The sequence below is a fragment of the Pseudodesulfovibrio alkaliphilus genome, from assembly GCF_009729555.1.
Taxonomy (GTDB): domain Bacteria; phylum Desulfobacterota; class Desulfovibrionia; order Desulfovibrionales; family Desulfovibrionaceae; genus Pseudodesulfovibrio; species Pseudodesulfovibrio alkaliphilus.
In genome coordinates this window covers 62,199-80,336 of sequence record NZ_WODC01000008.1, presented here as the reverse complement: position 1 = coordinate 80,336, position 18,138 = coordinate 62,199, and the positions used below count along the sequence as shown (strand labels likewise).

Below are 18,138 nucleotides of genomic sequence, written 5' to 3'. Positions count from 1 at the left end.
GCCCCATGAAAAGCGAACAAGACTTTCTCGACCTCATCGACACCCACTTCACCTTTGGTCACGAACTCCTGCGCCTGGGCCGCGGCGATGATTGCGCCGTGCTGGCCGGGGGCCGCGACATCTGCGTCTCCTCCGACCTCTTTCTGGAGGATGTCCATTTCCGGCGGGACTATTTCACAGCAGAAGACATCGGCCACAAGGCCCTGGCCGTGAATATCAGCGACATTGCGGCCATGGGTGCGCGGCCCTTCGCCTTCACCATGGACCTGATGGTTCCCCCGGGGCTTGACGAGGAGTTCTGGAACGGTTTCTTCCAGGGCATGGCCACGCTGGCCCGGCATACAGATATGGCCCTGGCCGGGGGAGACCTGAGCCGGGCCGACCGACTGGGCGTGAGCATCTCCATCTTCGGGGTGGGCGGCAGCAAGGGCCGGTTCCTGACGCGAGGCAACTGCGCACCCGGCGACATCCTCTTCACCGTGGGTGAGCTGGGGCTTGCCCGAGTCGGACTGCTGACCCTGGAAGCCCTGGGCCGCCAGGCAAGAGAAGAATTCCCGACCGCCGCCCTGGCCCATCTGCGGCCCAAGCCCAAGGTGATGATCGGCACCCTGCTCAACGCGGCAGGAGTCAAGGGGCTCATGGACGTGTCCGATGGGCTGGCCCGCGACCTGCCCCGCTTCCTGGGACCGAACCTCGGTGCCGACCTGACCCTGCGTGGAGAAATGCTCAACGGCAACGTGGTGGCCTACGCCCTGGCCATGGGCCTGGACCCGGTGGAACTGACCGTGCTCGGCGGCGAAGACTACGCCCTGCTCGGCTGCGTGAGCGAGGAGGAATTCCCCAAGGCGGCCTCTGTACCCGGATTTACCGAGATCGGCCGGGTCACGGAGGCACAGGGCATCAGAATCAACGGTACGCCGTTTTCGACCCCAGGTTTCGATCATTTTGAGAATCCGCAATCTCATCCCTGACCCAAGGAGCAGCCATGGACATGCAGTTGATCGCCATTGGACACATCAGATCATCCATCAAGGACCGTGAGTCCGCACCCAAGATGGAGCATGAAAAGGGCGCGGTGCGCGCCCGCATCGAACTGGACCCGGCCTATGCCCAGGGACTCGATTCCATGGAGCCGGGTGCTCAACTCGAACTCTTCACATGGTTCCACCTCTCGGACCGCACCCCGCTCATGGTCCATCCCAGGGGAGCCACCGACAAGCCCATGCGCGGCGTATTCACCACCCGCTCACCCAACCGGCCCAACCCCATCGGCCTGCACCGGGTCACACTGATATCCATCGAAGCGCCTGCGACCCTGATCGTCGAACCCCTTGAGGCCATCGACAACACTCCGGTCATCGACATCAAGCCCATGCTCAAGGGATCGAAATAGCATGGACATGTTCGAGGCCGTCGAGACCCGGGACGAGAACCACGTCGCCGGGTGGGTGACGGCAACCGATTCCGCCCGGCTCTGGGTGGAGGTGCGCGGCCAGGGGCGGCCAGTGATCTTCGTCCATGGCTGGACCATGAGTTCGCGCTTCTGGCGCAGACAGCATGGTCTGGCCGACTCCTACCAGATAGTCACCCTGGATCTGCGCGGCCACGGCCGCTCGGAAACCCCGATACGCGGCCACACCATACCCCGCTACGCCCGCGATCTGCGCGAGGTGATCCGAGCCCTGGATATCAAGGGGGCGACGCTGGTGGGCTGGTCAATGGGCGGCTCAGTGGCCCTCGAATACTGGCAGCAATTCGGCAGCGACAGGCTCTCTGGCATCGCCCTGGTGGAGAGCAGCCCCTATCCAATGGCCGACGCCTCGTGGAACACCCACCGTTTTCGCGGCCTCGGCCCAGAGGCGGTGCAGACGGAGATGGAAGCCATGCGCCAGGACCGCGCCGCCTTCGGCTCCCGTTTCGTCAACGAAATGTTCATTTCAGGGCAGGCCCCGGCCCACGCCCTGCGCTGGATGTGCGCTGAACACCTGTTGACGGACGATCAAACCGCTGCGGCCGTCTACGAAGATTACGCCGCCCGCGACTATGTCCCGCTGCTGCCTTCTCTGACGCTTCCCGCACTGGCCGTGTACGGCCGCTCGCGCCACATGTGCTTTGGCCCGTCTGCGGGCCGGTTTGTGGCCGGGTCCATTCCCGGGGCACACCTGGCGGTCTTGGAGCGCAGCGGTCACCTCCCCTTTTATGAGGAGCCGGATACCTTCAACGCCGAGATACGCCGCTTTCTGAGTGCCCTGACTTAAGTCCCTGGGCCGTCCAATAACAAGACGCCCAACCCGCACAAGCGGATCAGGCGTCCCGATGAGGTCATCACAACTCAGCGACTACCACTGAGGCACAAGCCGCCTGAGGGGGCCAAGTACCCGGGACACCCGGCTGCCCGACGGACTGTAGACATCGCTGGCCCCGGCCGCGACCTCGAAGGTATAGAAGAACTCCGGGTCCGCAGCACGGGCGGCAGACAACACCAGTTTCATATCCTTACGCTTGCAGACCACGAACTGCACGGTCACAGGTCCGGCCGAACCCTCGCCCGCCACGGTGGTGATACCGAAGCCGGCGGCCCGGAGGGCCTGGGCAATCTCCGCACCGCGCCAGGCACTGATGATGCGCACCACCACGTTGCCAAGAGCCAACTTTTTCTCGGCCCAGATGCCCACCACATTACCGCACGCAAAACCCAGAGCGTAACACAGTCCAAGAACGGGCTCATCACCCACCTTGAGCATCACGGCCGAGGTGCCAAACACCCACAGGGTCATCTCCAGGCAGCCAAGGCAAAAGGCGGCCCTGGACTCGCCAAGCACAGTGACCATGGTTCGGACCGTGCCCAGAGTCAAAACGGCAACCTCGGCCAAAAAGACAAGCGCTCCAAGGAGCAGGACATTTTCGAGCATTAATTATCCCTCGCGGAAATTATGGAGAGCGACTTCTAAGGCTACCCCTTTCGCTCGTCAAGCGGAATCGGACAAAAAAAACGGGCGACCCCGAAACAGGGTCGCCCAGAGCATCCGCTATGATGCGGCAGCCCATTGGCTGCCGATTATTTCTTCAGCCAACTCATCATCTCGCGCAGACGGCCACCCACTTCCTCGATCTGGGACTCGGCACCGATGCGGCGCATGGTCTTGAGCCCCACCTGCCCGGCCTTGTTGTCGAGGATAAAGTCACGGGCGAACTTGCCGGTCTGGATGTCCTTGAGCACGCGGCGCATCTCGGCGCGGGTCTCCTCGGTGATGATACGCGGGCCGGTGACGTAGTCGCCGAATTCGGCAGTGTCGGAAATGGAGTAGCGCATCTTGGCCATGCCGCCCTCGTACATCAAGTCGATGATCAGCTTAAGCTCGTGCAGGCACTCGAAATAGGCGACTTCCGGCTGGTATCCGGCCTCCACCAGGGTGTCGAACCCGGCCTTGCACAATTCGGTCAGGCCACCGCAGAGCACAGCCTGCTCACCGAAGAGGTCTGTCTCGGTCTCTTCCTTGAAGGTGGTCTCGATGACGCCGGAGCGGGTGCCGCCGATGCCCTTGGCATAGGCCAGGGCGATGTCCAGGGCCTTGCCTGAGGCGTCATTGGCCACGGCCACCAGACAGGGAACGGCTCCGCCCTCGGTATAGGTGCGGCGCACGAGATGGCCCGGCCCCTTGGGGGCGATCATCACGCAGTCCACGCCCTTGGGCGGTACGATCTGCTGAAAATGCACATTGAAACCATGACCGAAGGCAATGACGTTGCCCTCCCTGAGGTGGGGCAGGATGTCGGCGGCAAAGACATCTGCCTGATACTGGTCAGGCAGAAGGATCATGATCATGTCCGCAGCCTTGGCCGCTTCGGCCACGGACATGGGCGCAAAGCCGTGCTCTTTTGCCAGATCATAGTTAGGGCCGCCCGGGCGCTGGGCCACAATGACGTTGATGCCGGAATCGCGCAGGTTCTGGGCGTGGGCATGTCCCTGGCTACCGTAGCCGACGATGGCCACGGTCTTGTCCTTGAGCAGGCTCAAGTCGGCATCTTTCTCGTAATACACTTTCATGAAAACCATCTCCTCATATTTTTCGCCACGACGGGCCGCAATTTCTGATGTTATATAAAAGCGCGAAAACGCTGGGCAGAAACTTCCTGCCCGGCAAGCGCATGGACGTGGATCATAGGTCCATCTGCATGGAACGCTGCATGGCGACGTTGCCCGTGCGAGCAATCTCCTTGATGCCGAACCGGCCGAGCAGGTTGATCAATGCGCCGATCTTGCCCTGATCTCCCGTAACCTCAATGGTCAGCTCGTCGGTGCTGACATCTACAACCTTGCACCGGAAGATGTCAACAATGCGCAGGATCTCGGCCCGCTTGGAGTCCTCGGCATTGACCTTGATCAGCACCATCTCCCGCTCCACGGACTTGACCTCGGTGAGATCCTTGACCTTGATGGTGGGCACCAGCTTTCGCAACTGCTTGACGATCTGCTCGATGATCTGGTCATCGCCCTCGGCCACGATAGTCATGAGCGAAACGCCCTTCTCCAATGTGGGCGCGACGTTGAGCGAATAGATATTGAATCCCCGGCCACTGAAAAGCCCGGAGACGCGGGAGAGGACGCCCGGCTCGTTTTCGACCATCACGGAAAGCGTGTGTTTATTCATCGTCTGTCTCCTAAACGAGCAGCATCTCGGTGAGAGAGGCGCCGGCCGGGACCATGGGATAGACGTTCTCTTCCCTGGCAACGCGGATATCCACGATGACCGGCTTGTCCAGGGCAAAGGCTTCGCGCAGGGTTGATTCCACGTCCTTCTTCTCGGTGACGCGGAACCCGGCCGCTCCATAGGCCTCGGCCAGCTTGACGAAATCGGGCTGCGCGTCAAGGCAGGTCTCACAATAGTTCTTGCGGTAGAAAAGCTCCTGCCACTGGCGGACCATACCAAGATAGCCGTTGTTGAGGATGACGATCTTGACGGGCAGCCTGTTGCACACCACGGTCATCATCTCCTGGATGCACATCTGGATGGAGCCGTCCCCGGCGATGTCGATGACCAGTTTGCCGGGGAAGGCGCGCTGCGCTCCCATGGCCGCAGGAAAACCATAGCCCATGGTCCCCAGCCCGCCAGAGGTGAGCAGGGTGTTGGGCCGGGTGTACTTGTAAAACTGGGCGGCCCACATCTGGTTCTGCCCCACCTCGGTGGCGATGATGGCATCCCCCTTGGTGATCTCGTAGATCTTCTCCACCACGAACTGCGGCTTGATGACCGCATCGTCGTCCTTGTAGGTCAGGGGGTGTTCCCTGCCCCAGTCCTGGACCTGTCCGACCCATTCACGGTGATCGGCGCACCAGTCGATGTCGTCCAGCGATGCCTCAGACTCGGCCCGGAGCGCGGCCAGAGCCGCCTTGCAGTCCGCCACGAGGGGGACATGGACTGAGACGTTCTTCTGGATAGAGGTGGGGTCCACATCAATATGCACGATGGTCGCATTGGGGGCAAAGGTATCCACCTTGCCGGTGACGCGGTCGTCGAAGCGAGCGCCCACGGCCAGCAAAAGATCGCAATTGTTGACAGCCATGTTGGCCGCAAAGGTGCCGTGCATGCCGAGCATGCCAAGAAAGAGCGGATCGTCGCCTGGGAAAGCCCCAAGCCCCATGAGAGTCGAAGTGACCGGGATGCAGAGGTTGCGGGCCAGCCAGGTCAGGTCCGCGTGGCTGCCCGAGGTGATCACCCCGCCACCGGAATAGATGAGCGGTTTTTTCGCTTTCCTGAGCAGTTTCATAACCTTGCGAACCTGCCCCACATGCGGCTTACAGGTCGGATTGTAGCTGCGCATCTGTACGGACTCGGGATAGCGGAACTCGGCCACCTGCTGCATGACATCCTTGGGCAGGTCCACGAGGACCGGGCCGGGGCGACCGGAGCGAGCAAGATAGAACGCCTGCTTGATCGTCACGGCCAGGTCCTCGATGTCCTGAACAAGATAGTTGTGCTTGGTACACGACCGGGTGATGCCCACAATGTCCACTTCCTGGAAGGCGTCGTTGCCGATGAGGGCGCGTGGCACCTGTCCTGTGAAGATGACCACCGGGATGGAATCCATGTAGGCCGTGGCGATGCCGGTGACAGTATTGGTGGCTCCGGGGCCGGAAGTGACCAGACAGACCCCCACCCTGCCCGTGGCCCGGGCATAGCCGTCAGCCGCGTGGATGGCGCCCTGCTCGTGCCGGACCAGGATGTGTTCCACAGTGGAATTGGGGATTTCGTCATAGATGTCGATGACGGCCCCGCCAGGGAAACCGAACATGACCTCGACGCCTTCCATTTCCAGACACTTGAGCAGCATCTGGGCCCCGGTCAATTTCATGCTACGCCTCCAGGGTCCGATATTTGTCCAGAAGCGACTGCATTTTAGTCTTGCCAGCCAGCTTCTTCTTCTTGAGCTCCTTCACTTCCTGGGCCTCGGTGGGAGAGAGAAACGACTTTGCCTCCATCTTGTCGAGCATTTTCTCATACACGACATGCTGCTCCCAAAGCGCCATCAGCTCGGGATCCTCGGCCCCGTACATCTCGATGAGTTCAAGATCCTTGGCTTCCATGTACCGCTCCTTTATTAACGGGTTAACGCGGGCAACCGGCCGGAGAGAGCCCGATCCAGTCTGGCGCCGCCGCCGCATCCAGGGCCAGGGTCTTCCTGCGGGCGCTCCGGCCCGACTCAATGCTCACCTGACCCTTCTTCACCTTCAACGCATCGGCCACAAAGGCCACGAGGGCCTTATTGGCCTTGTTATCCACTGCAGGGGCGCACAGCCGAATCCTGACGCACTGCTGGTAGACCCCGACGACCTCGCTCCTGCTGGCCCCGGGCTGCACCCATACGGCGATGCGCCATCCTCCGCCGCACCTGCTGACAAACTCTGGTAGGGAAATATGACAATCCCGCCTTATTCGACTTTCTTCAAGTATGTGAGCTTGGACTCAAGCTCTTCCACCTTGTCCCTGTCGGGATCGCTCATTTCGATCATCTCCAGATGCGACTTGAGCAACCCCTTGAGCTGAACCTCGAACTGGGTTCGCCTGCGTTTCAGGTCTTCGATCTCCTCATGAATCTGGGCCAGCCGGTTGTGCCCGCGCTGGACCGTGGCGTCGGCCTTTGCTCTGGCTTCGTCGAGCATAAGCTGCGCCTCCCTGGTGGCGGCCACCTTGAGGTCGTCCACCATCTTCTGCGTGCTCATGAGGGTATCGCGCAGGGTTTCGTCCCGCTGCCGATACTCTTTGAGCGCCAGCTCAAGCTGCTTGATCTTCCTGCGTTGCGCCTTGTGCGCCTCGGCCGATTCGCCGATAACGTCGGCCAATTCCAGCAGAAACTGGTCCACCTCCAGACGCGAATACCCGATCAGACTGCGCGAGAACTGCTTGTTGAGCAAATCGACCTTGGAAATGGTCACGACAAACCTCCTTGATTCAAGGGGTTACATCATCGGCCCTGCGCCCATGGAAAAGGCGAGGCGCATCAGGTTGCCGACCACGACAATCTCGCACACCTTGATGGCCAGGAGAACGACGATGGGAGACAGATCAAACCCGCCCACCACGGCAAAGGGTATCCAGCGTCGGACCTTGTAGAAAACCGGCTCGGTGACGCCGCGCAGAAAGCGCACGATGGGATTGTAGGGATCGGGATTCACCCAGGAAAGCAGGGCGGAGATGATGACGATCCAGAAATAGGCGTTGAGAACGATGCCGAGAACGGTTGCGATAGCGCGGACAATCAAGTCCATGAAGCCTCCAGAAAGACGGGATAAATTTTCATTACCGCCAGTGATGTCAATGATGATAATTTCGCACACCAGGGTGCAAGAATCAAGTCCTAATGCGACAGGCCCGGCCCTTTGTAGCAGCGCTGCATGGCGGCCTTGATCTCCCAGAAGCTGCGGATATGGACCTGGGCGGTCAGACCGGGATCGCCATAGGCCCAGAAGCGGACCCCCGCGGCCCGGGCTGTCCGCTCGTCCACCACCGAGTCGCCGATGAAGGCCACCTCGTCGGGCGAGAGCCGGTGCGCGGCCATGATCCGGTGCACCCCCTCGGGATGCGGTTTGGGCGTGGTCACTTTGCCCGAAGTGATGACCGGGAAGAAGAATCCCTCAAGGTCCATGTGCTTAAGGATGTAGTCCATGCTGTCGGTACGGCTGGTGTTCACGGCCAGCCTGAACCCCGCGCCGCGCAGCCACCACAGGAACTCCCGGACGCCTTCGGAGCGCCGCAGATACGGAAGCAACGTGGTGGCGTCGAAATCCCGGATGACCTCCCACGCCCTGGAATTCAGCTCGCCGGGCGCGATATATCGGACCGAGTCCTTGTGGGTGCGGGTGTGGACGTAATACTTCTCCGAATCAGTCAAGGGCGGCAGACCGAGGCATTCCTTGATCATGCCGTAGTAACGCATGTTTGCCTCATAGGAATCGATGAGCACCCCGTCGCAGTCGAAGACAATGCACTTGAGTCCCCGCAGCAGTCGGGGATTCATGAGTTGGTTGGCAAAGGCCATACACTCTCCCGTGATTAGCCGATGACAGCGACAGTCAGCTGACGCGCCGTGTCCGGCATGGACCTGGGTGGCTTGCGATGTCCGGCGAAACGCCAGGCGGGCTGCGTGGCCTTCCGCGCCCCTTGGGGCAACCCTGACTCGGGATCGGCCAAATCAAAGACTATGCCCGCATCCTCCCAGGCCGAAATGATGGCAGGCTCAACGCAGAGCAGCGTAACTTCTTCCGGCAGCAGCGTCGGCAAAGCCTCGATCATGCGCCTCCATGGCAAGTCCGGGACCTGACCATCGCTGACCCCGCCAGTGTGGCTGTGGGCATTGCCCAAGGCAAGCACCCGTTCGTCGATCCGGTCCTCGTCGTCAAGCCCCAGAGTGGCATCCATGGACCTCCACGACGCTTTGACGCCCTCCTCCAACCCCTGGAGTTCCAGGGCTTTCTCCTCAAAGAACCACGCAAGAAGCATGATAAACTGGGCGCGGGCCATGGCTTCGCCCCGCCCCTGCCTCCCCCCCTCGCTCTCGGCAAAACGGCTCATGATTTGTGCCTGGATGGAGCTTGGCGAACCTTCGTAGAAATCGTCCGGGGTCATGGCCCCGAAATAGGCCATCTCGCCAGGGTCCTTGAACTGTTCGCCGAAATGGATGCAGTCTCGAATCAGGGCGGCGGCGGTCCGGTGGTCCAGGGGCATATCCTCGGGCCTGAAGCCGTCTTGCAAGGGGATTTCGGTCATGCCCGGATCAAAAAACAGCAGTCCCGGCACACGCTCCGCCGGAAAAAGGACTGGGTGCATATGGGGAAAAGACAACAGCATCAATGGGCTCCTTGCTTTCATCAACCGGATTCATCGGAAGGCAGATCGGACGGAATGATCTGCGGCAGCCGAAAGTGACGACACCGCCCTTCGCACGGGGGAAGCGCCTGGCAGCACAATCCGTCGCACAGATGCACGCAGGCGGGCATTTCCTCCCCGCTGTCCGGCTCATAGCGCTCACAATCAAAAGACCGGATCATGCGGCTAAACCGACGCTCCCACAGGGACGCGGCCTGCTCCTGGCCGAGATCGAACCGCTCTGCCCGGACCAGGAAATCGTCAAATGCCGACTCCCAGCGGGCGATGGCCATACATCGCCATGCGGCGCAGTACCCCGGATTGAGGTGTTCCTCATACAGGCAGCGGCCGCGCATGTGGTGACGGCACACGTCGCCGGGCAAGGACAGGATGTCGGCCATGGGTCTCCCTGGGCGGCGGCCCGATCAAACGCCGGAAGGACCGCCCTGCGTCGTCTGGAAGGTGTAAGGCCCGGAAGCCGGATTGTAAAGGCGCAACAGGGTTTTTCGCTCCATGACGATACCGTGGGAAAAGCTCCATCTTCTTGACCTGACCACAAGGCGGGTGTATAGTCTCTGACAATTCACGGCTTGACGCATCAATACCACCCTTGGAGGCTTTCTTATGATCGGCGGATTCGGAGTATGGGAACTGTTGATTATCCTCGTCATCGTGCTGGTCATCTTTGGCGCCAAAAAGCTGCCTGAAATCGGCGGCGGCATCGGCAAGGCCATCAGCAACTTCAAGAAGGCCACCAACGAGCCCGACGAGATCGACGTCACCCCGAAATCGGAAGAGAAAAAGGAAGAAAAGAAAGACGACTAGCCCGGACATCCGCGGGCATCACAACGCATCTTTCGCGTCCGGCCGCTTCGGTGACCGGACGCTTTTTTGCGGCCGCCAATCTCCCCGAGTCAATACGCAGCCCCCTCTGAACCCTCGCCACGGCGGACAACCCGGCGGCCAGAGACAACCGTTGCGCAAAAAGGATGCTACGGTCCAACCTCGGTCAGCCGATGGCTTAAGCCCCGTTGCGGCAGATAGCCGCCAAGGAGCATGGCGAAGCGCTCGCCGTTGACCAGGCGCAGGTGCCAGCTCGCTCCCACGCCGGAGGGCTGCATGTCCAGCTCCACCAGCTGCACTTCCTGCACCGCGGAATCCCATCCGCGCAGCACCCTGTCGAACTCCAGGGCGGCATCGGGCGAAAACCACCCGGCCACTGAAAGTTCGCGCATGTCGGTCCGCAGGGCCGTTGCCTCGGGGCTGGTGAAAAACCGGCCCCACAGCTCGAACCAGACAGGGGCCAGATCCTCGCCCCGGGCGGTCCAATGGCCGCTGGCGGCATCGAGATGGGCCATGAACATTCCCCCTCCGCCCTTCTCCAGAGTGAAGACCGGCGCCCCAGCCGTTTCGCGACGAAGGCCGGTCAGAGCCATGAGATCCACCAAGGCGCTGCCCTCCTCCTGGGTCAGATCCCCGGATACGACCAGGTTCACCGGCTGCGGGGCCGCCATGGCGGTGAAAAAGCCCATGTTTCTGAGACCGCCTCGCAGGGCCGTCCTGTCAATGATCACATCGAGGCTGAGAATCAACCCGGCGTCCATGGCCTCGGACGAGAGAATCTTGTACCCCTGCACATAGGGCTTGGCGTGATCGATCATATACAACCGCAACAGTTCCGCACGAGCCTCGTCCAGTTCGGCCGGAATCAGGGCACGGGACTCGTCCAGCACGGCCTGGGCAAAACCCTCAGCCATGGCCCGCTCGCGCAGTTGCATGGGAGAAACCCCGGCCTCTCCGGCCTTGAAGACCCGCACCGAGACCGCCTGAGCGGCACTGGCAAGCAGACACAGCCACAGGCCGGTCAGGATGATATTCCGAACAATACGCATGATTACTCCTCTGTCTGCGGCAAGGGGGCGTCCGGCACCGGGGCCGCGCCGGGATCACTGATGAACGGATCGATGACGATGACCACCCGGCACTGATCCACGGCATCGCCCACGCGCATCATGGCCCGGATGAGCGCTGCCATGGGGGACGATACAACCAGATCGGTGCGCCACGAACCGAATGTGCTCAAGGCACGGACCGTCAAAGGGTTCTCGCCCACCCGCTCGCGCAGGACAGCCCGGTCATCGGTGACGGCGTACACGGCCACCCCGCTGGCGATGGCGCTGGCCCGGCTGACCAGGAAGGGACCATAGGCCCCCAAACCGTCCTGGCCATAGATGACCGGAGCCATGGCCGGCGTCACCCGCAGCCCCCTGGCGTCAACAATGATACCTGTAAAACCGCTGACGCCGATCCCGGCCTCCTCGGGCATCCCCTCGCTCTCAAAGGCCATATTGCCCTCCATGGAGGAAGGCATCCGAGGCGGTATGCCGCTCTGAAATTGGATGCTGGTGGGCAAAACAAGCTCGGCCAGGGGGCCGCGGAGGCGTTCGAAGACGCGCACCTCGCCCGCGTCGTCGAACATCGCCGGACGCTTGAGCGGAGAATTCTGAACAAGACTGCGTAAACGGGCCGCAGCGTCCTCGTCATCGGCGAGATAGGAGCTCACCGTGCCCCTGGCATCCACGCGCACGGCCAAAATGATGTCGAGCAGCCGCTTACGCGCCTGTCCCACTGCCATGCGAACCGCGAGGGGCGTCGGCTCGCCGCCGTCCCCATCCTGCTCGAGAGCTCGGACAACCTCGACCTCGCCGCTGCCCCAGGCAATGGCACCGCCCTCGCCCATAGGCTGAACCAGCCCCTCAAAGGCGAACACCCGGACGGAAAACACCAGGACCATCGCCGCCATCAACACCAGTCGCAATGAATACATAGGTTCCAAGCTTCCTTGAGTCATGGTGCACGGGCCAGAAACGGCCCACGCGAACGCAGTCACGCATGTATCGCGCCTGCCGCATTTGCGCAAGCCGCTTGCCGGGCACCACTCCGGGCAGCCAAGCGCCTCCGTGCCGCCTATCTCTCTCTGGCGAACCGGATGGACGCGGCCAGGGACACCACGATAATCGCCCCAAGGTTGTGGGTCAGCGCCCCGAGGATAGGCGTGAGCAACCCGGCTGAACCAGCCACGATGGCAAGAAAGTTGATGGCGAAACTGAGCAGGATGCCGATTTTGATGATCCCGGACATCCTGCGGGCAAGACGCACCAGGAAGGGCAGTTGATCGAGCCTGTCGCCCAGCAGGACGATATCTGCCGTTTCCAAAGCCACATCCGAACCTCGAAGGCCCATGGCGATGCCTGTGGACGCCGCCTTCAGGGCCGGGGCGTCGTTGATGCCGTCGCCTATGTACACGGTCTTGCCCTGATCGTAGGATTTGATCCTTTCGAGCTTCTGGTCCGGTTTCTGGGCGGCATGAAACTGACTGATCCCCACCCGTTCGGCAATGTTGCCCACGGGCAAGGGCTTGTCGCCAGAAAGGATTACCAGATCCCTGACGCCCACGGCGCGAAGTTCGCGCATGGTTTCCGCCGCAGTCTCCCTGGGATTGTCCCGCAGGCTTATGGTACCGGCCAATGCGCCGTCCACCAGGACATCGACGGTGGTGGCCCCGCTCTCTTCGGCCGTCTCGCTGGCGACGATCTCCACTCTGGCCCCCTGGACCTGGCCGCAAATGCCGCGCCCCACTTCGGTGCAAACCTCCCTTGCGGGGACAACGACGTTGCCCATGGCCCTGGCCCGGTCCACAATAGCAACGCCAAGGGGATGCAAACTCCCGGTTTCCACTGCGGCAGCCAGACAGAGCACCTCGTCCTCGCTACGGCCCAGGACAGGCCGGATTGCCACCACTTCAGGCTCTCCTTTGGTAATGGTCCCGGTCTTGTCAAAGAAGAATCCGGTAGCCGTTGCCAGATTTTCAAGATATTTTCCGCCTTTGACCAATATTCCTGATTTGGCCGCACGTCCGATGGCGGCCACCGTGGACACCGGACTGGCCAGCAGGAATGAGCAGGGGCAGCCGACGATGAGCACGGTGATGGAACGGGTCACGTCACGGGTGGCGACATAGGTGAGGACGGCAATAAGCAGAATGGCGGGGGTAAACCATGCGGCGTACTTGTCCACGATCTTGGCGCTCTCGGTCTTTTGTCTTTCGGCGGCTTCCACCATTTGGACTATCCGCCCGATGGTGGAGTCTTCACCGACCCGGTCAGCCCGAATCCTGATGAAGCCGTCAACGCAGGCCGTTCCCGCATATACCGCATCGTCTGACGCCTTGATCACCGGAATGGATTCGCCTGTTATGGAAGCTTCGTTCACCGAGGTTTTCCCCTCAAGGACGACTCCATCGACAGGAATGGTATCCCCGGCCCTGATGACAAGGACATCGCCCTTTTTCACATCCCTGACACTTGTGACAACCTCTCTGCCGTCCACTTCGCGCAGGGCGGTTTCGGGCGTGACCTCCATGAGGGCGCGTATGGAATTCCTCGCGCTGTCGCTGACCGCCTCTTCGATGAGTGAGCCAAAGACCATGATGGCGCTGACAAGGGCCCCCTCCAGGTAATTGCCCGTGACCAAGCAGGCGATGATGGCAATGCTGACCAGCTCGTCCACGTTGACTTTTCTGGCCATGAGCCCCCTTCCCGCCTCCATGACGATGGGCAGGCCGTTGATGGCGATGGATACGATCAACAGGATGCTTCCCAGCGACATGGCTGGCAGCCCGGATAGCGAGGTGGCATCAATCAACAGGGCGACAGGAATGATCCCCGCCCCCACAAGAAGCTTCAGAAAATCCCTTGAACGAAATAACTCTCTGTACACATGCAGACCAGAGTGACGTCCTATCATTGACAACTCCATTTTGTTTGAACATCAAACCAATTCCGCCGACGTAGCATCGAGATAGTTTGATTGTCAAGATTCTTGAAGATGACAACAACTCTTGGGAGCGAGCATCACGAAGCCCGTCACGGCCGACCTTTTTCGCCATGGCTTGACCGTGCCGGATGCAATGCAGGAGAAGGAGAGAGTCAGGGCATGGGTATCGATCTCCCCGCCAGCTCCCTCGGGATGGGGGGAAAGCGGATTGGCCGCAAGCTATATTGAGGTGCGTTTGTCCTGTGACAAAGAGACCATCTGGATCGCCCCACGCGGCGTCGGATGCTACCCCTGGCGGACGGCGAGCCAGTCGGCCACGCAGTCGGCCACGGCCTGGTTCTCGCCCGGAGCGAACCAACGGATGCCGGGCTCCTTGGCAAACCAGGTCAATTGACGCTTGGCGTAGGCCCGAGTGTTTTTGATCCACAAGGCCCGAGCCTGCTCAAGAGTGGATTTGCCGCGAAGGTGGTCGAGCAGTTCGGCACAGCCGATGCCTGTCCAGCCCGGCGCTTCCGGGTCTGGATGTCTGACAAGGACACGGCTGGCCTCGTCCACGGCCCCGGCTGCGAGCATGGCGTCGATGCGCCCTGTCAGGCGCGGCTCAAGCTCGGCCAGGGGCAGACGCAGCCCCACCTTGAGGGTGTCAAAGGGTGCGGGAGCGTGGTCGCTTTGGGTGTGCCACCATGTCATGCTCCGGCCCGTGGCCAGCAGCACCTCGGCGGCCCGGGCGTTGCGCTGGGTGTCGTTGGGATGAATCCTGGCCGCGTAGTCAGGGTCTGTCTTCTCCAACTCGGCATGGAGGCGTTGGGGCCCCTCTATGTGCACCCGCTCCAGCACACTCCGGCGGATGTCGTCCGGTATCTCCGGGATGGGCGCAATGCCAGAAAGCAGCGAGCGGAGGTACAGTCCCGTCCCACCCACCAGGATGGGCAGCCGCCCCTGAGCCTGGACACAGGTAATGGCCTCCATGGCCAGTTCCACGAACCGGGCTGCGGTCATCCGCTCGTCCGCGGACAAAAAACCATAGAGCAGATGTGGACAGGCCGCCCGCTCTGCCTCGTCCGGCTGGGCCGTGATAATTGGAAAATCAGCGTAAACCTGTCGCGAATCAAAATTGATGACGCTGGCGGCCATGCGCTTGGCCACGGCGATGGCAGCGGCGGTTTTGCCCGTTCCTGTGGGGCCGAGCAGACAGACGAGGGGCGGGGCCTGGACGGCGCCGCAAGACGACGCGGTCACGGCGGATTCACGCTCCTTCCCCGCAGCCGTACCCGAGTCCGAGCTTGACGTTAAGGGCCTTGACCACCGGACCGGGCACCAGGCCGCAGACATCGCCACCGTACTGGGCCACTTCCTTGACGATGGTTGAACTCAGGTACATCCAGCGGAAATCAGTCATCATGAACACGGTTTCGATGTCGCGATTGAGCTTGCGGTTCATCAGCGCCATCTGGAACTCGTATTCGAAGTCGGACACGGCTCGCAGACCGCGCATGATCACGCCCGCGCCCTTGGCCTCCACATAGTCGATGAGCAGGGAGTCGAAGGGCTCGATGAGGATGTGCGGATCGTCGCGAAAGACCTCCTTGGCCAGAGCCACCCGCTCTTCCAGGGTAAAAAGCGTCTTCTTGGGCGTACTCCCGGCAATGGCCAGGATAACGTCGTCAAAAACCTTGCGCCCGCGCCGAATAAGGCTGACGTGGCCCATGGTCAGGGGGTCGAAGGTTCCGGGATAAACTGCCAGTTTCGGATTCAGTTCCGCCATAAAATGATCCTGGTCTGACCGTATTCGCGGTCGGTTACGAGTTCAAGCCCGGCCACCGGACCAGTGGCCGGCGCGGACACGGACGCTTCCACCTCGACCAGGAGGAATCCGCCGGGCGCAATCCAGCCAGAGGCCAACGCCATGTCCAGAGTCGGAACGAGCAGATCCCGGCCATAGGGCGGATCGATGAAAACCAGGTCAAATGGCGCCTGGGGCGGACTTGACAATACCATGAAAACATCCCTTGAGACCACCCTTGCCCGAGATTTATCCACCCCGAAATCGGCAAGATTGGAACGGATGAGGGCGGCGGCCCGTGGACTTTTCTCGATGAACCAGACCAGGGGCGCTCCGCGGCTCAGGCATTCGATGCCCAGGCTCCCGCTGCCCGCGAACATGTCCACCACCCGGGCCGTGGAAAAATCCACCCCACGGGCCGCGAGCATGGAGAAAACGGACTCGCGCACCTTCATGGTGGCGGGCCGGTATCCCGGTCCTTCACAAGTCCTGATGGACCGCCCCTTGAAGCGACCTCCGACCACCCGCACCGGCTACATCTCCGAGATGAGTTCCACAAGGTTGCGATTGACATCAAGCAGCCTGTCGCGAAGGTCGACCTGATCCACCCACGGACGGTTCTGAACCTCCTTGGCCCGCTTGCGAAGCTCCGCATAGAGGTTCTCGGAATCGCGCAGCAGAAACTCCCAATCCACGCGGGGACGGGCCACAGCCAAGTCCACCACGGCAGCCATCTCGTGACCGGGAGCCAGCTCAAGCTCCTCCATATATTCGGGAATATGGACCTCGAATCCGTACCGCTGGCCGATCAGATCGCCGAATTCCTTCTGCACTTCGGCCTCTCCGTGCACGAGAATGACCTGGACGTTTCGGCCCTGCATCGAACCCAGCCAGTTCATCAGGTCGTCCTGACCGGCATGACCGGAGAAGCTGTTGATGGTGAAGACTTTGGCCGCGACGGCCACCTCCTCGCTGAAGAGACGGATTTTCTTTGCCCCGCCAAGGATCTTGCGGCCCGGAGTGCCAACACCCTGCCAGCCCACAAAGACCACGCTGGCTCCGGGCCGCCAGAGATTGTGGCGCAGATGGTGTTTGACCCGGCCCGCGTTGGCCATGCCGCTGGCCGAGATGACCACGGCCGGACCCTTGGACTCGTTGATGGCCTGGGACTGCTCGCGGCTCTCGGTGAAGTGCAGGTTGGGCAGGTCCAGGGGGTGTTCGCCGTTGTTGATGTATTCCCTGGTTATCTCGTCAAAATATTCCGGGTGTTTCCTGAATATTTCCGTTGCCCTGATGGCCAGGGGACTGTCCAGGTAGACGGGCATGTCGTGGGGCAGTCGGCCCTGCTTGCGCAACAAAAAGAGGCTATAGATGATCTGCTGGGAGCGCTCCACGGCAAAGGCCGGGATGATCACCTTCTCCTTGTTGGCATAGCTGTACTCGATGGCCTTGGCCAACTCATCAAGACTGCGTTCCTTGTCCGGGTGGTTGCGGTTGCCATAGGTGGATTCGAGAAAGATGAAATCCGCGGCTTCCACATCATCCGGGTCCTGAACGATGAGCTGTTCAGGGCGGCCGAGATCGCCGGAAAAAACGGCCTTGGTGCGCCTGCCCTCGTGATCGTACTCGACTTCGATAAAGGCGGACCCCAGGATGTGCCCGGCGTTCTTGTATGTCACCCGTATGCCCGGCACGGGCTCGAAGGTCTGGCCGTAGTCAACCGTGGTCAACAGCGGGATGGCGTTTTCAGCATCGCCGATGGCATACAGAGGCTTGTGTGTCTTTGATCCGACACGCAAGGACTTGCGGTTGAGCCACTCGGCCTCCATCTCCTGAATGTAGGCGCTGTCGAGCAGCATGATCTCCACCAGGTCCCGGGTCGGCCCGGTGCAATAGACCGGGCTGCGAAACCCCTTGGAAACCAGGGCGGGCAGCAGGCCGCTATGGTCAATGTGGGCATGGGTGAGCAGGATGAAATCAAGCTTTCTGGGCCCGTACTCGTCCAGGTTCCAGTTGCGCTTTTCGATCTCCCTGTTGCCCTGGTGCAGGCCGCAGTCCAAGGCGAACCGCCTGCCCGCGCACTCGATGATGTAGCAGGAGCCGCTCACGGTTCGGGCGGCTCCCATGAATGTGACCTTCATCAAAATCCTCGCA

Annotated in this window: 22 protein-coding genes; 4 read left to right on the top strand and 18 right to left on the bottom strand. The window is 61.3% G+C overall.

Translation table 11 applies throughout. From position 1 onward, the window contains the following. Positions 1 to 5: 5 nt before the first annotated feature. The 3 genes from thiL to GKC30_RS12090 are packed head-to-tail and all read left to right on the top strand — an operon-like array spanning position 6 to position 2,258. A complete protein-coding gene (gene thiL / locus GKC30_RS12100) occupies positions 6 to 971 on the top strand; it encodes a thiamine-phosphate kinase (RefSeq protein ID WP_155935023.1) in 966 nt (321 codons plus the stop codon). 14 nt (positions 972 to 985) lie between these two features. Beyond that, positions 986 to 1,393 carry a tRNA (N6-threonylcarbamoyladenosine(37)-N6)-methyltransferase TrmO gene (gene tsaA, locus GKC30_RS12095; RefSeq protein WP_155935021.1) on the top strand — a complete coding sequence of 136 codons (408 nt, stop codon included), beginning with the start codon at positions 986 to 988 and terminating at the stop codon, positions 1,391 to 1,393. Between the two features lies 1 nt (position 1,394). After that, positions 1,395 to 2,258 carry an alpha/beta fold hydrolase gene (locus tag GKC30_RS12090; protein ID WP_155935019.1) on the top strand — a complete coding sequence of 288 codons (864 nt, stop codon included), beginning with the start codon at positions 1,395 to 1,397 and terminating at the stop codon, positions 2,256 to 2,258. Between the two features lie 81 nt (positions 2,259 to 2,339). Here GKC30_RS12090 and GKC30_RS12085 read toward each other — a convergent pair whose 3' ends face one another. From GKC30_RS12085 to GKC30_RS12035, 11 genes are all read right to left on the bottom strand, one after another. Further along, positions 2,340 to 2,912 carry a DUF2179 domain-containing protein gene (locus GKC30_RS12085; protein WP_155935018.1) on the bottom strand — a complete coding sequence of 191 codons (573 nt, stop codon included), beginning with the start codon at positions 2,910 to 2,912 and terminating at the stop codon, positions 2,340 to 2,342. Positions 2,913 to 3,058: 146 nt separating this feature from the next. After that, entirely contained in the window at positions 3,059 to 4,090 is a 1,032-nt protein-coding gene (gene ilvC, locus GKC30_RS12080) for a ketol-acid reductoisomerase (RefSeq protein WP_367614134.1), read from the bottom strand. A 70-nt stretch (positions 4,091 to 4,160) separates the two neighbouring features. Next, positions 4,161 to 4,652, bottom strand: a complete 492-nt coding sequence (gene ilvN, locus GKC30_RS12075) for an acetolactate synthase small subunit (RefSeq protein ID WP_155935014.1) — start codon at positions 4,650 to 4,652, stop codon at positions 4,161 to 4,163. Between the two features lie 10 nt (positions 4,653 to 4,662). Further along, positions 4,663 to 6,354 carry a biosynthetic-type acetolactate synthase large subunit gene (gene ilvB / locus GKC30_RS12070; protein ID WP_155935012.1) on the bottom strand — a complete coding sequence of 564 codons (1,692 nt, stop codon included), beginning with the start codon at positions 6,352 to 6,354 and terminating at the stop codon, positions 4,663 to 4,665. Between the two features lies 1 nt (position 6,355). Next, a complete protein-coding gene (locus tag GKC30_RS12065) occupies positions 6,356 to 6,586 on the bottom strand; it encodes a DUF465 domain-containing protein (protein ID WP_155935010.1) in 231 nt (76 codons plus the stop codon). 22 nt (positions 6,587 to 6,608) lie between these two features. Continuing rightward, the gene (locus GKC30_RS12060) at positions 6,609 to 6,872 is read right to left on the bottom strand and encodes a DUF167 domain-containing protein (protein ID WP_367614133.1); all 264 of its coding nucleotides are present in this window, start codon (positions 6,870 to 6,872) and stop codon (positions 6,609 to 6,611) included. A gap of 59 nt (positions 6,873 to 6,931) precedes the next feature. Further along, positions 6,932 to 7,435 carry a DivIVA domain-containing protein gene (locus tag GKC30_RS12055; RefSeq protein ID WP_367614122.1) on the bottom strand — a complete coding sequence of 168 codons (504 nt, stop codon included), beginning with the start codon at positions 7,433 to 7,435 and terminating at the stop codon, positions 6,932 to 6,934. A gap of 24 nt (positions 7,436 to 7,459) precedes the next feature. Beyond that, positions 7,460 to 7,768, bottom strand: a complete 309-nt coding sequence (locus GKC30_RS12050) for a YggT family protein (protein ID WP_155935008.1) — start codon at positions 7,766 to 7,768, stop codon at positions 7,460 to 7,462. A gap of 89 nt (positions 7,769 to 7,857) precedes the next feature. Further along, on the bottom strand, positions 7,858 to 8,517 hold the full coding sequence (locus tag GKC30_RS12045; protein ID WP_231117152.1) for an HAD family hydrolase: 660 nt from the start codon (positions 8,515 to 8,517) through the stop codon (positions 7,858 to 7,860). A 35-nt stretch (positions 8,518 to 8,552) separates the two neighbouring features. Next, positions 8,553 to 9,296 (bottom strand): hypothetical protein, encoded by a 744-nt coding sequence (locus GKC30_RS12040; protein WP_367614121.1) that lies wholly within the window; start codon positions 9,294 to 9,296, stop codon positions 8,553 to 8,555. 71 nt (positions 9,297 to 9,367) lie between these two features. Further along, positions 9,368 to 9,766, bottom strand: coding sequence for a hypothetical protein (locus tag GKC30_RS12035; RefSeq protein ID WP_155935001.1), 399 nt, complete (start codon positions 9,764 to 9,766; stop codon positions 9,368 to 9,370). A 223-nt stretch (positions 9,767 to 9,989) separates the two neighbouring features. On the opposite strand from GKC30_RS12035, the gene tatA reads away from it, so the two are divergent. Beyond that, positions 9,990 to 10,190 (top strand): twin-arginine translocase TatA/TatE family subunit, encoded by a 201-nt coding sequence (gene tatA / locus GKC30_RS12030; RefSeq protein ID WP_155934999.1) that lies wholly within the window; start codon positions 9,990 to 9,992, stop codon positions 10,188 to 10,190. A 167-nt stretch (positions 10,191 to 10,357) separates the two neighbouring features. On the opposite strand, the gene GKC30_RS12025 is transcribed toward tatA, so the two are convergent. The 7 genes from GKC30_RS12025 to GKC30_RS11995 form a co-directional block, all read right to left on the bottom strand. Beyond that, complete coding sequence (locus tag GKC30_RS12025) at positions 10,358 to 11,257, bottom strand: hypothetical protein (RefSeq protein WP_155934997.1); 900 nt, start codon at positions 11,255 to 11,257, stop codon at positions 10,358 to 10,360. A 2-nt stretch (positions 11,258 to 11,259) separates the two neighbouring features. After that, positions 11,260 to 12,192: a TP0624 family protein gene (locus GKC30_RS12020; protein ID WP_196772869.1), complete on the bottom strand. Its 933-nt coding sequence runs from the start codon at positions 12,190 to 12,192 to the stop codon at positions 11,260 to 11,262. A 140-nt stretch (positions 12,193 to 12,332) separates the two neighbouring features. Then, positions 12,333 to 14,171, bottom strand: coding sequence for a heavy metal translocating P-type ATPase (locus GKC30_RS12015; protein ID WP_196772868.1), 1,839 nt, complete (start codon positions 14,169 to 14,171; stop codon positions 12,333 to 12,335). A 315-nt stretch (positions 14,172 to 14,486) separates the two neighbouring features. Further along, positions 14,487 to 15,440 carry a tRNA (adenosine(37)-N6)-dimethylallyltransferase MiaA gene (gene miaA / locus GKC30_RS12010; RefSeq protein WP_367614120.1) on the bottom strand — a complete coding sequence of 318 codons (954 nt, stop codon included), beginning with the start codon at positions 15,438 to 15,440 and terminating at the stop codon, positions 14,487 to 14,489. Positions 15,441 to 15,447: 7 nt separating this feature from the next. Continuing rightward, a complete protein-coding gene (gene coaD / locus GKC30_RS12005; RefSeq protein WP_155934991.1) occupies positions 15,448 to 15,966 on the bottom strand; it encodes a pantetheine-phosphate adenylyltransferase in 519 nt (172 codons plus the stop codon). Further along, positions 15,954 to 16,514: a 16S rRNA (guanine(966)-N(2))-methyltransferase RsmD gene (rsmD, locus tag GKC30_RS12000; RefSeq protein WP_367614119.1), complete on the bottom strand. Its 561-nt coding sequence runs from the start codon at positions 16,512 to 16,514 to the stop codon at positions 15,954 to 15,956. Before rsmD ends, coaD begins: the two co-directional genes overlap by 13 nt. Positions 16,515 to 16,517: 3 nt before the next feature. Next, a complete protein-coding gene (locus GKC30_RS11995) occupies positions 16,518 to 18,125 on the bottom strand; it encodes an MBL fold metallo-hydrolase RNA specificity domain-containing protein (RefSeq protein WP_155934989.1) in 1,608 nt (535 codons plus the stop codon). Between the last annotated feature and the right edge of the window lie 13 nt (positions 18,126 to 18,138).